Origin of the sequence: Knoellia sp. 3-2P3 (genome assembly GCF_029223115.1) — a bacterium.
Lineage (GTDB): Bacteria > Actinomycetota > Actinomycetes > Actinomycetales > Dermatophilaceae > Pedococcus_A.
In genome coordinates, this window is record NZ_JARGZE010000001.1 from 1,097,053 (window position 1) to 1,110,456 (window position 13,404).

The 13,404-nt window shown below is 74.5% G+C and carries 11 protein-coding genes; 4 read left to right on the forward strand and 7 right to left on the reverse strand.

Features of this window, described 5'->3' with window-relative positions; all coding sequences use genetic code 11:
- Positions 1-73: 73 nt before the first annotated feature.
- From P0Y31_RS05325 to P0Y31_RS05335, 3 genes are read right to left on the reverse strand one after another with little or no spacing between them, the layout of a single operon-like run.
- A complete protein-coding gene (locus tag P0Y31_RS05325; protein ID WP_275867026.1) occupies positions 74-1,555 on the reverse strand; it encodes a trypsin-like peptidase domain-containing protein in 1,482 nt (493 codons plus the stop codon).
- 47 nt (positions 1,556-1,602) lie between these two features.
- Complete coding sequence (locus P0Y31_RS05330) at positions 1,603-3,117, reverse strand: HAMP domain-containing sensor histidine kinase (RefSeq protein ID WP_275867027.1); 1,515 nt, start codon at positions 3,115-3,117, stop codon at positions 1,603-1,605.
- A complete protein-coding gene (locus P0Y31_RS05335; RefSeq protein ID WP_275867029.1) occupies positions 3,117-3,821 on the reverse strand; it encodes a response regulator transcription factor in 705 nt (234 codons plus the stop codon). The genes P0Y31_RS05330 and P0Y31_RS05335 overlap by 1 nt, the downstream gene beginning before the upstream one ends.
- A 160-nt stretch (positions 3,822-3,981) precedes the next feature.
- Here P0Y31_RS05335 and P0Y31_RS05340 point away from each other — a divergent pair, with 160 nt between their 5' ends.
- Positions 3,982-4,242 carry a metal-sensitive transcriptional regulator gene (locus P0Y31_RS05340; RefSeq protein ID WP_275806977.1) on the forward strand — a complete coding sequence of 87 codons (261 nt, stop codon included), beginning with the start codon at positions 3,982-3,984 and terminating at the stop codon, positions 4,240-4,242.
- 69 nt (positions 4,243-4,311) lie between these two features.
- On the opposite strand, the gene P0Y31_RS05345 is transcribed toward P0Y31_RS05340, so the two are convergent.
- Complete coding sequence (locus tag P0Y31_RS05345) at positions 4,312-5,949, reverse strand: DNA repair helicase XPB (protein ID WP_275867031.1); 1,638 nt, start codon at positions 5,947-5,949, stop codon at positions 4,312-4,314.
- A gap of 5 nt (positions 5,950-5,954) precedes the next feature.
- Positions 5,955-6,758 carry a hypothetical protein gene (locus P0Y31_RS05350; protein ID WP_275867033.1) on the reverse strand — a complete coding sequence of 268 codons (804 nt, stop codon included), beginning with the start codon at positions 6,756-6,758 and terminating at the stop codon, positions 5,955-5,957.
- Between the two features lie 141 nt (positions 6,759-6,899).
- Here P0Y31_RS05350 and P0Y31_RS05355 point away from each other — a divergent pair, with 141 nt between their 5' ends.
- Positions 6,900-7,838, forward strand: a complete 939-nt coding sequence (locus P0Y31_RS05355; RefSeq protein ID WP_275807403.1) for a hydroxymethylglutaryl-CoA lyase — start codon at positions 6,900-6,902, stop codon at positions 7,836-7,838.
- Between the two features lie 6 nt (positions 7,839-7,844).
- Here the strand turns inward: P0Y31_RS05355 and P0Y31_RS05360 are convergent, their stop codons facing one another.
- A complete protein-coding gene (locus tag P0Y31_RS05360; RefSeq protein WP_275867035.1) occupies positions 7,845-10,163 on the reverse strand; it encodes a helicase-associated domain-containing protein in 2,319 nt (772 codons plus the stop codon).
- Between the two features lie 125 nt (positions 10,164-10,288).
- Between P0Y31_RS05360 and P0Y31_RS05365 the strand changes: the two genes are divergently transcribed.
- Positions 10,289-10,963 carry a hypothetical protein gene (locus P0Y31_RS05365; RefSeq protein WP_275867036.1) on the forward strand — a complete coding sequence of 225 codons (675 nt, stop codon included), beginning with the start codon at positions 10,289-10,291 and terminating at the stop codon, positions 10,961-10,963.
- Positions 10,964-11,009: 46 nt separating this feature from the next.
- A complete protein-coding gene (locus P0Y31_RS05370) occupies positions 11,010-11,948 on the forward strand; it encodes an aldose 1-epimerase family protein (RefSeq protein ID WP_275867038.1) in 939 nt (312 codons plus the stop codon).
- Here the strand turns inward: P0Y31_RS05370 and P0Y31_RS05375 are convergent.
- Entirely contained in the window at positions 11,916-13,307 is a 1,392-nt protein-coding gene (locus P0Y31_RS05375; protein WP_275867040.1) for an MFS transporter, read from the reverse strand. The genes P0Y31_RS05370 and P0Y31_RS05375 overlap by 33 nt on opposite strands.
- Between the last annotated feature and the right edge of the window lie 97 nt (positions 13,308-13,404).

Below are 13,404 nucleotides of genomic sequence, written 5' to 3' on the forward strand. Positions count from 1 at the left end.
GTGCCCCCGTGCAGGCGAGCGCGGTGCGGCCCCGGGGGGTGAGGGGTGCGGGGCCGCACCGCGTGTCGGATGGCTAGGTGCTGCTGTCGCTCTTGGCCGTCAGGGTCGCGGTGAGCTCGAGCTCCTTGCCGTCCCGGAGGACCTTGAGGGTGACCTTGTCGCCCACGGTCCGCTCGCGGATCTGGGCCACGAGCGAGAGCGAGGAGTCGACCCGCTCGCCGTTCACGGCGACGACGGTGTCGCCGCTGCGCAGGCCCGCCTCGGCCGCCGGCGTGCCCGGCTGCACCTCGGCGATGGTCGCCCCGGCGCGCTCGGCGCTGCCGTCGGAGGCCGAGCCGTCGCGCGAGGTCACGCCGAGCAGGGCGTGCTGCGCCGAGCCCTTCTCGATCAGCTGGGTGGCGATGGTCTTCGCCTCGTTGACGGGGATCGCGAAGCCGATGCCGATGCTGCCGCCCTGCGAGCCCTGCGAGGCCCCCAGCGTGGCGATGGAGCTGTTGATGCCGACCAGCTGGCCGCCGGCGTTGACCAGCGCGCCGCCGCTGTTGCCCGGGTTGATGGCCGCGGAGGTCTGGATGGCGTTGGTCACGACCGGCTCGGACTGGCCGCTCATGCTGTCCTCCCCGCTGGTCGTCACGGGCCGGTCCAGCGCGCTCACGATGCCGGTCGTGACGGTGCCGGCCAGGCCCAGCGGGTTGCCGACCGCCATGACCGGGTCGCCCACCTTGAGGGCGTCGGAGTCGCCGAGCGCGACGGGCTCGAGGTTGTCCGGCGGGTCCTGCAGGGTGAGCACGGCGAGGTCGGTGCTCGGGTCCGTGCCCGCGCTGGTGGCCCGGTAGGTGCGCCCGTCGCTCAGGGTGACGGTGATCCGCGCGCCCTGGCCCCCGCCGGTCACCACGTGGTTGTTGGTGAGGACGTGGCCCTCGCGGTCGATGACGACACCCGAGCCCTGGCCGCTGCCACCCTGGGCCTGCACCGCGATGGCCACGACGCTCGGGGACACCGCCGCAGCGGTGGCGGTCCAGTTCGGGTTGGCGGCGTCGGCCTGCTGCACGGGGGCCTGGTCCGTGCCGCGACCCAGGCTGGACGAGGAGCTCGCAGTGGAGGACGTCTGCGCGCCTCCGTCCAGCTGGGTCGCGGCATAGGTGCCGCCGCTCGCCAGCACGGCGGCCAGCGCTGCGACGGCGGTCAGTTCCGCCCAACGGCGGGGCTTGGCCGGCTGGGCGTGCTCTGCCCCTTCCCGCGGTGAGGCGGGCGGGGGCGGTCCAGCCGGGGACTGTGGGGCGCCGAAGGCAGCGTGTGCCGGCTCGGCGCCGTAGGGGGAGGGGCTCCCGGGGTGGGTGGTCGGGTATCCGGTGGGGGACCCGGACGGGGCGGCCCAGCCCTGCCGGCCGGCGTCCTGCGCGGGGGCCTGGCGGGGGGCGGCGGCGCCGCCCGGCGGGCCGTACCAGACGGGCTGGGTGTCGTGGGCGTCACGGCGGATCTCGGCGGTGCGGTCCGCGTCAGCGGGCTGCTCCGTGGGGGCGCCGGCCTGCTGGTCGTGGTGGGTCTGGCTCATCTGGTCTGCACTCCTTGATCGACTGCTACCAGTGAAGCCGGGGAACGTCAGAGGGCTCTGGGCGCTTGCTGGGAGTTTCCTGTGGGCAGCTCCACGACGAAGGTGGCACCGCCGCCGGGCGTCTGCGCGACGCCCACCTTGCCGTCGTGCGCGCCCACGATGGCTGCCACGATCGCCAGCCCCAGGCCATTGCCGCCCCCTGATCCGCGGGTCCGCGAGGGGTCGGCACGGTAGAAGCGCTCGAACACCCTGCGTGCCGAGGCCGGGTCGACGCCCGGGCCGTGGTCCCTCACCTCAAGGACAGCACGATCGGTGCCCGGCCGCACCCCGACGGCCATCTCGACCGGGGTGCCGGCGGGGGTGTGGGTGAGCGCGTTGCCCAGCAGGTTGCTCAGCACCTGGCGCAGCTTCGCCTCGTCCCCCGGCACCACCGTCGGCTGCAGCTGCCCACCGAGCCCCGTCAGCGTCACCCGGCGCGAGGGGTCGAGCGCCCGGGCGTCCTGGGCGGCGTCGCCAGCCAGCACCGTGAGGTCGACGTCGGTGAACTCCATCGGGCGGTGGTCGTCGAGCCGCGCGAGCATGAGCAGGTCCTCGACCAGGCCGCTCATCCGGCCGGCCTCGCCCTCGATGCGGCCCATCGCGCTCGCGACGTCCTCCGGCCTGCTCACGGCGCCCTGGCGGTAGAGCTCGGCGTAGCCCTGCACCGTCGCGAGCGGGGTGCGCAGCTCGTGGGAGGCGTCGGCGACGAACTGGCGCATCCGCTCCTCGGAGGCCTCCCGCACCGCGAAGGACTGCTCGATCTGCGACAGCATCGAGTTCAGCGAGCGGGACAGGGAGGTGACCTCGTCCTTGGCGGCGCGAGTCGGGATGCGACGACCGAGGTCGCCGGCGGCGATGGCGGCGGCAGTGTCCTCGATCTGGGCGAGCGGGCGGAAGGCCCGCCGCACGGCATACCAGCCGAGGATGCCGCAGGCGACGGTCACGGCGAGGCCGATCATCAGCTCGACGAGCACCAGCCGGCGCACGGTGCGGTCGACCGAGCGCAGCGGAGTGGCCACCGCGAAGGTGGCGGCGTCGCCACGCACCCGCCCCGCGACGACCCGCCACGACATCGCGCCGTCCGTGGACCCCACCGTGAACGGCTCACCCGTGCGGACCCGGCGGTCGTCCAGCGGGAGCGGCGGAATGGCGGGGTGCAGCGGCTCGTTGGTGGGGTAGAGGCCGATCGCCTCGCCCCCTCCCGTGGGCAGGAACACCACGGCGTAGGTGTTGGGCAGGCCCCGGCTGCCCTCGCGCACCAGGGACTCCACGGCCTGCTGCGCCACCGGGATCTTGGCACGCCGCAGGTCCTGGTCGACGCGGCCGATGAGGTCGCGGCGCATGAGCACCGCCGTCGCCGAGGCGGTCAGCAGCAGCGCCAGCACGAGGAGCACCATCAGGATCGCGACCAGCCGCACGCGCAGGGGCAGTGCCTCCAGGCGTCGGGTGACCCGCGTGGGCAGCGTCGCCGGCCGCTGCTCGGCAATCGGGAGGGCTGGGGCCGCCACCGCGTCCGGCGACATCAGGCCTCCGGCATCCGGCGCAGCACGTAGCCCACCCCCCGCTTGGTGTGGATCAGTGGGGGAACGCCCTCGACGTCGATCTTGCGGCGCAGGTAGGAGATGTAGGACTCGACGATGCCGGACTCGCCGCGGAAGTCGTAGTCCCAGACGTGGTCGAGGATCTGGGCCTTGGACAGCACCCGGTTGGGGTTGAGCATGAGGTAGCGCAGCAGCTTGAACTCGGTGGGCGAGACGTCGATCACCCGGCCGCCGCGGCGGACCTCGTGGCTGTCCTCGTCGAGCTCGACGTCCTCGAACCGCAGCGCGGCGCTCTCCTCGGCCTCGCCGCGGGTGCGGCGGAGCACCGCCCGGATGCGGGCGACGACCTCCTCGAGGCTGAACGGCTTGGTGACGTAGTCGTCGCCCCCGACGGTGAGCCCGGTGATCTTGTCGTCGAGGGAGTCGCGTGCGGTGACGAAGACGATCGGCAGCTGCCGGCCGGCCTCGCGCAACCTGCGCGTGACGGTGAAACCGTCCATGTCGGGCAGCATGACGTCGAGCACGACGAGGTCGGGGGCTCGCTCCGCGGCCAGGCGGATCGCCGTGCCGCCGTCCCCCGCGACCTGGACGTCGAACCCGGCGAAGCGCAGCGAGGTCGCCAGCAGCTCGCGGATGTTCGGCTCGTCCTCGACGACGAGCAGGCGCGCCTCAGGGGTGGTGTTCACCGGCCCAGTGTCTCGCCGAAGACTGGGAGTTTCCTGACAGCACGCTGGGAGGGCTGGCGCGGCCCGGGCGGTGCGAAACGGTGCCGCGGCAGCCCGGGTGGAATGCGCGAGCGCCCTGCCGGGGTTTAATCGTTGTCGCCTGCACCACGAAGGAGAGCCCATGAACGTCGATCCCGACACCCTCACCGCCGCCCTGAACCGGCTCCGCCGCGCCCAGGGGCAGCTCGGCGGGGTGATCCGGATGATCGAGGAGGGCCGCGAGTGCACCGACGTGGTCACCCAGCTCGCGGCCGTCTCGCGGGCGCTGGACAAGGCCGGCTTCGCGATCATCGCCACCAACCTCCAGCAGTGCCTCGTCGCCGGCGACGAGGCTGCGCTCGACAAGGAGAAGCTGGAGAAGCTCTTCCTCTCCCTGGCCTGAGCCCGCCGCCGGGGGTCCATCTCGGGCACGTCGCAGGCGGCGTATGCCGCGCGGCGGCCCCCGGGCGCGCTAGGTGAGGTCGTCGGCGTCGACGATCCGGTAGGCGTAGCCCTGCTCGGCGAGGAAGCGCTGCCGGTGCGCCGCGAACTCGGCGTCGACGGTGTCGCGCGAGACCACGGTGTAGAAGTGCGCCGTGCGGCCGTCGCCCTTGGGCCGCAGCACCCGGCCGAGGCGCTGGGCCTCCTCCTGCCGTGACCCGAAGGTGCCCGACACCTGGATCGCGACCGACGCCTCGGGCAGGTCGATGGAGAAGTTCGCGACCTTGGAGACGACCAGCAGGTCGATCTCGCCGGTGCGGAACGCCTGGAACAGTTTCTGCCGCTCGGCCACGCTGGTCTGCCCGGTGATGACCTCCGCCCCGAGCCGGCTGGCGAGCTCGTCGAGCTGGTCGAGGTACTGGCCGATCACCAAGGTCGGCTCGCCCCGGTGGCTCTTGACGATCCGCTCGATCACCGGGTTCTTGGCCGGGGTGCACGACGCCAGCCGGTAGCGGTCCTCGGGCTCGGCGGTCGCGTAGGCCAGCCGCTCGCCGTCGGGCAGGGTGACCCGCACCTCGACGCAGTCGGCCGGGGCGATGTAGCCCTGCGCCTCGATGTCCTTCCACGGGGCGTCGAACCGCTTGGGCCCGATGAGCGAGAAGACGTCGGCCTCGCGGCCGTCCTCGCGCACCAGCGTGGCGGTCAGCCCGAGGCGGCGCCGGGCCTGCAGGTCGGCCGTCATTCGGAAGATCGGCGCGGGGAGCAGGTGCACCTCGTCGTAGACGACCAGGCCCCAGTCGCGGGCGTCGAGCAGGTCGAGGTGGGTGTAGGCGCCCTTCCGCTTCGTCGTGAGCACCTGGTAGGTCGCGATGGTGACCGGCCGGATCTCCTTGCGGGCGCCGGAGTACTCGCCGATCTCGTCCTCGGTCAGCGACGTGCGCCGGACCAGCTCGTCGCGCCACTGCCGGGCCGAGACGGTGTTGGTGACGAGGATGAGGGTGGTCGCCTTGGCCTGGGCCATGGCGCCGGCGCCGACCAGCGTCTTGCCGGCGCCACAGGGCAGCACGACGACGCCGGAGCCGCCGTGCCAGAAGCCGTCGACGGCCTGCTGCTGGTAGGGCCGCAGCGACCAGCCGTCCTGGGCGAGGTCGATGGGGTGCGCCTCGCCGTCGACGTAGCCGGCCTCGTCCTCGGCCGGCCACCCGACCTTGAGCAGCTCCTGCTTGAGGTGGCCGCGCTCCGAGGGGTGCACCACCACCCGGTCGTCGTCGATGCGCGCGCCCACCAGCGGCTTGATCTTCTTGTGCCGCAGCACCTCCTCGAGCACGGGCCGGTCGGTGGTGCGCAGCACCAGGCCGTGCTCGTCGTCCTTCTCGAGCGTGAGCCGGCCGTACCGGTCCATCGTGTCGGCGACGTCGACGAGCAGCGCGTGGGGGACGGCATATCGGCTGTGGGTGATGAGGGCGTTGACCACCTGCTCGGCGTCGTGGCCGGCGGCGCGCGCGTTCCACAGCCCGAGCGGGGTCACCCGGTAGGTGTGCATGTGCTCCGGAGCGCGCTCGAGCTCGGCAAAGGGGGCGATCGCGCGCCGCGCCTCCTCGGCGCGGGGGTGGTCGACCTCGAGGAGGAGCGTCTTGTCGCTCTGGACGATCAGGGGTCCGTCGGGCACGCGGGTCAGTACCCCGTGCTGGTGCTGGTGGTGGCGAAGACGGTGATGGCGATGATGCCGCCGATCACCACGAAGGCCAGCGCGACGCCGTAGGCGATCCAGCCCCAGCGGGTGAGCCGGGCAGCGTCGCTGGGGGACGCGCCCTGCTTGACCAGCGCCATGATGCCGAGGATGAGCGCCGGGATGGCGAAGATGCAGCCGACGAGGGTCGACAGGCCGGACACCACCGTCAGGGCGATGGCGGAGGTGTTGGTCTGCTGGTGCCCGGGACGCGAGTAGGGGGAGGGTGCGTAGCCGGGGCCCTGGCCGTAGGGAGCGGGCGGGCTGTAGCCGGGCTGCCCGTAGGCATGCGGAGGCCCCGGCGGGAAGCCGGCGCCGGCCGTGCCGGGCGCACCGGGCACCGGCGGCGGACCCGGGCGGGAGGTGGGATAGCCGCCGGGTGCTCCTGCGGCATAGGGGTTCTGCGCCTGGCCGTAGGGGTTAGGCGCCTGCCCGTACGGGCCCTGCGACGGGTAGGGCGCCTGGCCGTACGGGGTGGGGACGCCCTGCCCGGTCGGGGGCTGGAGACCTGGGGACTCCGCGGCCGGCGGCTCGGTGGGCTGCGCGGGGGCCGGTTCCGTGGCAGGCAGCTGCTGGGTGCTCTCGGCGGGCACGGGCCGGGTCTCGTCACCGGTGCTCCACGTGACCTCCCCGGTGCCCTCGGTGTCCTCGGGCCGCTCCTCCCCGGGGTTCCAGACCGGAGCGGTCGGGTCGCGGTACTCGGGGGTCTCGCCCGAGCCTGCACCCGGGTCCTTGGGCGTGTCGCTCATGGTGTGGTCCTTCCCCTGGTCGCGGTCGTCGCCGCCCCGGCGGGGCGTGGACCGGCCCTGCTCCAGTCCTGCTGCCAATGTATAACTCCGCCCCGTGGCCGGGGACCCGCGCCCGGTGGTGGCAGGATCGGCACCGTGAGCATGAGAGCCCCGCAGCGTGAGCCGGCCGAGGACCTGCCGCCCCGCGTCACGATCTACGAGGTGGGCCCGCGCGACGGGCTGCAGAACGAGAAGACGGTCGTGCCCGCCGCGGTGAAGGCCGACTTCATCCGCCGCCTGGCCGCCGCCGGGCTCGAGACGATCGAGACGACCTCCTTCGTGCCCCCGGCCTGGGTGCCCCAGCTGGCAGACGCCTCGGAGGTGCTCGGCCTGCTCGGCGCCGACGGGCTCGGGCCGCGCCGGCCGGTGCTGGTGCCGAACGAGCGCGGGCTCGACCGGGCCCTCGAGGCGGGCGTCGGCGCCGTCGCGATCTTCGGCAGCGCCACCGAGACCTTCGCCCGCAAGAACCTCAACCGCACGGTTGCCGAGTCGGTCGACATGTTCGCCCCCGTCGTGGCGCGGGCCCGCGAGGCCGGGCTCTGGGTGCGGGCCTACGTCTCCATGTGCTTCGGCGACCCCTGGGAGGGGCCGGTGCCGGTGGAGCAGGTCGTCGACGTCTCACGGCGGCTCATGGACCTCGGGTGCGACCAGCTCTCGCTCGGCGACACCATCGGCGTCGGCACCACGGGTCACGTCGACCGGCTGCTCGACGCGCTGCAGGCGGGGGGCATCCGCGCCGACCGGGTCGGGGTGCACTTCCACGACACCTACGGCCAGGCGCTGGCCAACACCCTGGCCGCCCTGCGGCACGGCGTCACCGTGGTCGACGCCTCCACCGGGGGTCTCGGCGGCTGCCCCTACGCCAAGAGCGCCACCGGCAACCTCGCCACCGAGGACCTCGTGTGGGCGCTGCACGGCGCCGGTGTCGAGACCGGCGTCGACCTCGAGGCCCTGGTGGAGACCAGCGTCTGGATGGCCGGCCAGCTCGGCCGTCCCTCTCCCTCGCGCGTGGTCCGTGCGCTCGCGGGCACACCCGAGTAGGACCCGCTAGGTCGCCGACGCGCCCGTCACCCGGTGGATCGACAGGGTGCGGGCGGTGCCGTCGGCCGTGCCGTGCACGCGGCCGCCCTCGACGCGGTCGGGGTAGAACAGCAGTCGCTGCACGCCGCCGGCCGCGTCGGAGTAGCCGATCCAGACGCCCTGGCGGTCGGCCGCAGCCTCCCGCAGCACGGCCAGCGTCGTGGTGGGGTCGGTGGCCGGCAGCGTGGGCCCGGGTCGGGAGGCCCGCTCCGCGCGCTGGTATGCCGCGGCCTCCTCGCCCGCGCGCAACGCCCCGATGAGGGTGCGGGCGAGGTCGTCGTCGACGGTGTGGATCGTCGGACCGGGCGTGCTGCGCCGAGGCGGTGTGCGGTGGTGGCCCGCCGAGGGGACCAGCAGGCCGCCCTCGGCCGACTCCGCCGCCGGCGCGTAGCCGGCGTCGCGCAGCATGTCGAGGACGATCGGAGCGCCCACGGGGGAGACGAGCACCGTCGGCGCGATGCGGCGCAGCTGCAGGGCGCTGAGGGCCCGGTCGGCGAGCATGGCTCCGAGCGTGGCCTCGTCGTCGCAGCGCACGTACGAGCCGACCGAGCCGACGCGGGTCTGCCCGTGCCTGCGGGCGACGTCGCGCACGAGGTAGTCCAGCGGCTGGGGGACCGGTGTGTGGCTGGCGTCGGTGAGGGCTGACAGCACCTGGTCGACCGACCATCCCGCGTCGAGGCACCGTCGCACCGAGTCGGGGGTGAAGCGGTAGACCGTCGCGCCGCCGCGGGACTCGACATCGGCGACGAGGCGCATGAACTGGGCCAGGCCGCCTTCGAGGGGGCCGGGGGCGATGGCGGTCAGGTCGGCCTGGAGCAGCACGTGCTCGACCGGCGTGGGCAGGTGTGGGTGCATCGCCTCGGCCAGCAGCGCGGGGTCGGTCTCGGCGAGCAGCGCGCGGCCGCCCCGCGAGAGCGCACCGCGACCGGTCACGCCGAGCCACTCGGCCTCCTGCACGGTGGCGGCCACGACCGCGTCGATGGTCTGCGGCAGCCGCCGGGGACGGCGCCAGCGGAGGGCTTCCACGATCGCGGACGGCTCGGGGGCCGTCCCCTCGGGCAGCCGCTCGAGCTCGGTCAGCACGTCGCGGCGCAGCCCTCGGGCCGGCGGCCACGACACGTCAGGCCCGAGGGCGTTGACGGTGCCCGTGGCGCCGGGGTGCGTGCCACCGACCAGGTGGGGTGCGCGGGTCGACGCCAGCCAGGCCTGGGCGAGGGCTGCCCAGCGCGCCGCGCCGGGCAGCTGCTGCCACTCGTCGTACTGGGGGGTCGGCGCCCAGACCGGCTCGAGGGAGCCGTCGTCGCCCACCAGCCCCGCGGCCAGGGCCAGCTCGGCGACGAACGCGGCCCGGCCCTGCGGCACGTCGAGCACCTGCGCGAGGCGTCGCAGGTCGCGCACGGCCAGGCCCCCTGCCCGGAGCACCCGCGGCGGTCGCGGACCCCACTCGGCGGCGAGCTCGTCCACCAGCACCAGCAGGTCGCTGACCTGCTGGCCGGCCGCGGCGTCCACGGCCGACGGGTCGTGCTCGCGGCCGCCGAGCCGCGGCGGGTCGAGCAGCAGCTCTCGGTGCACGCGGCCGCCCCGCAGCCGCAGCCCCACCTCGCGCGGCAGCACGACCTGGTCGGCCGACGTCGCCAGCACCAGGCCCTCGGCGAGCAGCCAGCGCGCTCCCTCGGCCACCCGCCCGGGCGCTCCCTGCGCCGGTGGCACCGCCAGCGGCGGACCCCAGGCCAGCCGCTCGAGGATGGCGCGGGCCGGCTCGGGTGCCGCCTCGACCAGGGCGTCGATGCGGGCCGGGTCGGCCAGCACCGCGGGGGTGGTCCCCCGCACCTCGGCCGCCCAGGGGCCCAGCCCCGCCACGTGCGGGCCGAGCGCCTCGGCGACCATCCGGGTCACGTGCAGGCCGTCGCCGCCACGCCACAACAGGGCGCTGGCCCACAGGCTGTGCAGCAGAGGCCCGAGGTCCGCGCCGGCCCGGAGATGCTCGCCCAGCAGGTGCTCGTCGAGGGGTCCCTGCTGGAGGCTGGCCGCCTCCAGCACCTGCAGGTGGGCCCGGTCCAGGGAGTCGAGCGCGCGCTGCACGCTGGCGCGGGTGCTCGCCCGGGCGGCCAGCGACGTCAGGTCGGCGGGGGCGGGCCGGGCGAGGTCGGGGCGGCGCTGGAGCAGCCCGCGCAGCTCCTCGTCCGTGCGGGCGCGGATGTCGTCGGCCAGCGACCGGGCTGCGGACGCCGGTGGGGCCGAGGCGCCGTGCGGGGGCTGCACACGCGGGGCGGACGGGGTCGGCACCCGACCCACGGTAGTCGTGCCCCCGCAGCAGGCACCCGCCACGTGGTTTGGTGGCCGACTCCCAGCGGGCTCTCATCGATCTCACAGGCTGAGGCGTCACGCTGGCGACGACGAGAGGAGTCGCCATGTCGGACCAGACCCCGCCGATGCCGCCGGCCCAACCACACCCACCCGCCGGTCCGCCCGGTCCGCCGCCCTCCGGTGGGTGGCAGGGCCCCGGCCAGCCACCCGGCGAGCCAGGGGGCCGCCGCCCCGGGCTGTGGCGCCAGGCGACGTCGACCACAGGCGGCAAGATCGCCACCGGCGTGGCGCTCGGCCTCACGGGGCTCATGCTCCTCGGTGTCATGGCCGTCGGCCTGTTTGCCATCGCGCGGGTGGCCGACTTCGGCGACGAGCGCCGTGAGCGGGTGGCGCAGCGCGGTGACGAGGGGTTCGGCGAGCGGGGCCGCGGGATGGGGCCGCGGATGGGGCAGGGGGGCGGCAGCGACCTGCGCGACGGCCAGGGGATCGGCGGCGGCCTGCTCGGGCGCCTCGGGAACGTGCAGCACGGCGAGCTCACCGTCACCGGCAGCGACGGGAAGGCCTTGGTGATGACGGTGCAGCGCGGCGCCGTGACCGCGGCGAGCGCGACCTCCGTCTCGGTGCGCAGTGCCGACGGGTTCTCCAAGACGTATGCCGTGAACACGGCCACCCGGGTCACCGGCGGCTCCGCGGCAGCGCTGGAGAAGGGCGACCAGGTGCTGGTGCTGGCCCGCAAGGACGACCGGGTCGCGGTGCAGGTCCGGGCCCTGAACCGCTGACCGCCGTCGGCCTGCCGGTGCGGTGCCGTGCCAGTAGGTTGCCGCCATGAGCGAGGCAGCGCGGCACGAGCCCCCCAGCGGCGAGCAGTGGACCATTGGCCACGGTGACCTGCAGGCCACGGTCGTCGAGGTCGGCGGCGGGCTGCGGACCTTCACGGCCGGCGGGGTGGACGTCCTGGCCGGGTACGGGTTGGGCGAGATGGCCTCCTCCGGGCGCGGCCAGCTCCTGATGCCGTGGCCGAACCGGCTGCGGGACGGCCGCTACCGCTTCGACGGCCGGGAGCAGCAGCTGGCCCTCACCGAGCCCGCCCGTGGCAACGCGAGCCACGGGCTGGTGCGCTGGGCGCTGTGGTCGCTGCTCGAGCGCACGGCCGCCTCCCTCACGGTCGGCTACCGCCTGCACCCCCAGCCCGGGTGGCCGGGCTGCCTCGACCTCACCGCCCGCTACGAGCTGTCCGGTGATGGCCTGTCGGTGACGGCCGATGCGACCAACGTGGGGGACACCAGGGTGCCCTTCGGCTTCGGCGCCCACCCGTACGTCGCTCTCGGTGACACCCGCCTGTCCGACGTCGTGCTCACGGTGCCGGCCGCCGAGCAGGTGCTGGTCGACGACGAGCGCAAGCTGCCCACCGGCACCGCGCCTGTCGAGCAGGGCGACCGCGACTTCCGCACCCCGCGGCCGCTGGGCGACACCCGGCTGGACACCGCGTTCACCGGTCTCGGCCGCGACGCCGACGGCCGCTGGCGGGTGCGGTTGGCCGGCCTCACCGACCGGCCGGACGTCTCCGTCTGGGGCGACGGGGCCTTCGGCTGGGTGCAGGTCTTCACCGACAAGGGCGAGGACGAGGGGGTCGACGGCGTGCGCGGCATCGCGGTGGAGCCGCTCACCTGTCCCGCCGACGCGTTCAACTCGGGGCAGGGCGTCGTCGTGCTCGACCCGGGCGCGCGGTGGTCAGGTCAGTGGGGCGTGACGGTTCACGCCTGAAAGCGGCGCCGCCGGCGCCTCGGCCGCCACCTCGGGCTGCGCCTCGGCGGCGAGCTGGGGCTGCCCCTCGGCCGCCACCTCGGGCTGCGCCTCGGCGGCCACCGCCGCCTGCAGCCCGTTGGCCGCGGGCGTGATGCGCTGCTCGAGCAGCCGGGCCAGCCACACCATGGCGACGCAGCCGCCCACCAGCAGGGCGATGTAGGCCTCGGCGAGCTGGTGCTGGAGGAGCACGCCGGCCACGACGGGGCCCAGGATGGTGCCCGCCTGGAAGGCGCCCGCGCTGATCGCGTTGTAGCGCCCCCGCAGGTGGTCTGGTGCGAGGTCGTTGGTGATGGCGGGGACGGTGGGCTGCAGCATGGTCTCGCCGAGGGCGAAGAGCCCCATGAAGGCGAGCACGGCCGCGCTCGCCGCCATGGACCCGGGGACCAGGCCGGCGAGGCCGAGCACGAGCCACGAGATGGCCCACAGCAGCGACATGACCATGAAGACACGGGTGCGGCGCTTGCCGCTGATGCGTCCGAGTACGAAGAACTGCAGGCCCACGATGACGGCCGTGTTCACGGCGAACGCGAAGCCGATCACCTCGGTGGAGACCTCGGCGACGCCCCGGGCGAACGCCGGCATACCGGCCTCGATCTGGCCGTAGCCCACGAAGGTGGCCACGAAGGTCAGCAGGGTCAGCCACAGCACGGACGGCTGGCGCAGGATGGCGGCGTAGGAGCCGGGCTCGTCCGACGCGTGCTCGGGTGCCTCGGCGCGGCCGTGCACGTGCCGCAGCGGGCCGAGCAGCAGCGCGATCGGCACGAGCATCGACGCGGCGTCGGCGAGGAAGATCGCGGTGAAGGTGGCCGGGCGCTCGACGTCGACCACGATGCCGCCGACCACGCCGCCGAGGCCGATGCCGAGGTTGACCAGCGCGAAGTTGATGCCGAAGTACTGCTGCCGGGCCGGGCCGTCGACGACCGCCGCGATCAGCGCGTTGAAGGCCGGCCACGAGATGCCGAAGTTGAACCCGATGAAGAGGAACGCCAGCGCGACCGTCAGCGGGGTGGTCGCGAAGGCCAGGATGACGCAGCCCACCAGCTGGGCGGTCGTCGCGAGCAGCAGCATCACGCGGGCGCCGAGCCGGTCGGTCAGGGAGCCGCCGGGGGCGGTGACGGCCAGCGCGAAGACGGCGATCAGTGCCATGAGCAGGCCGGAGAGGCCGAGCTCGATGCCGCGGACCTCGTGGAGGTAGATCACCGTGAACGGCAGGGTCAGGCCGCGGCCGAGGGTCTGGACGGCGACCGTCGAGAGCAGCCACCGACCCTCGGTCGGCAGGTGCGACCAGAACTCCCGGATGCCCCCGTGCGCGCTCATGGTCACCATCGTCCCGCACGGCACCGACACCCCCTCAACCGGATTTCCGGGCACGCTGCACGCGGCGACAAGTCGGAGGCCAAGCGGTCTTAGGAAG

Excerpts from the sequence above, each read along its gene's own strand:
- P0Y31_RS05325 (WP_275867026.1), bottom strand. The coding sequence starts at position 1,555 with ATGAGCCAGACCCACCACGACCAGCAGGCCGGCGCCCCCACGGAGCAG.
- P0Y31_RS05330 (WP_275867027.1), bottom strand. The coding sequence starts at position 3,117 with ATGTCGCCGGACGCGGTGGCGGCCCCAGCCCTCCCGATTGCCGAGCAG.
- P0Y31_RS05340 (WP_275806977.1), top strand. The coding sequence starts at position 3,982 with ATGAACGTCGATCCCGACACCCTCACCGCCGCCCTGAACCGGCTCCGC.
- P0Y31_RS05350 (WP_275867033.1), bottom strand. The coding sequence starts at position 6,758 with ATGAGCGACACGCCCAAGGACCCGGGTGCAGGCTCGGGCGAGACCCCC.
- P0Y31_RS05355 (WP_275807403.1), top strand. The coding sequence starts at position 6,900 with ATGAGAGCCCCGCAGCGTGAGCCGGCCGAGGACCTGCCGCCCCGCGTC.
- P0Y31_RS05365 (WP_275867036.1), top strand. The coding sequence starts at position 10,289 with ATGTCGGACCAGACCCCGCCGATGCCGCCGGCCCAACCACACCCACCC.
- P0Y31_RS05370 (WP_275867038.1), top strand. The coding sequence starts at position 11,010 with ATGAGCGAGGCAGCGCGGCACGAGCCCCCCAGCGGCGAGCAGTGGACC.
- P0Y31_RS05375 (WP_275867040.1), bottom strand. The coding sequence starts at position 13,307 with ATGAGCGCGCACGGGGGCATCCGGGAGTTCTGGTCGCACCTGCCGACC.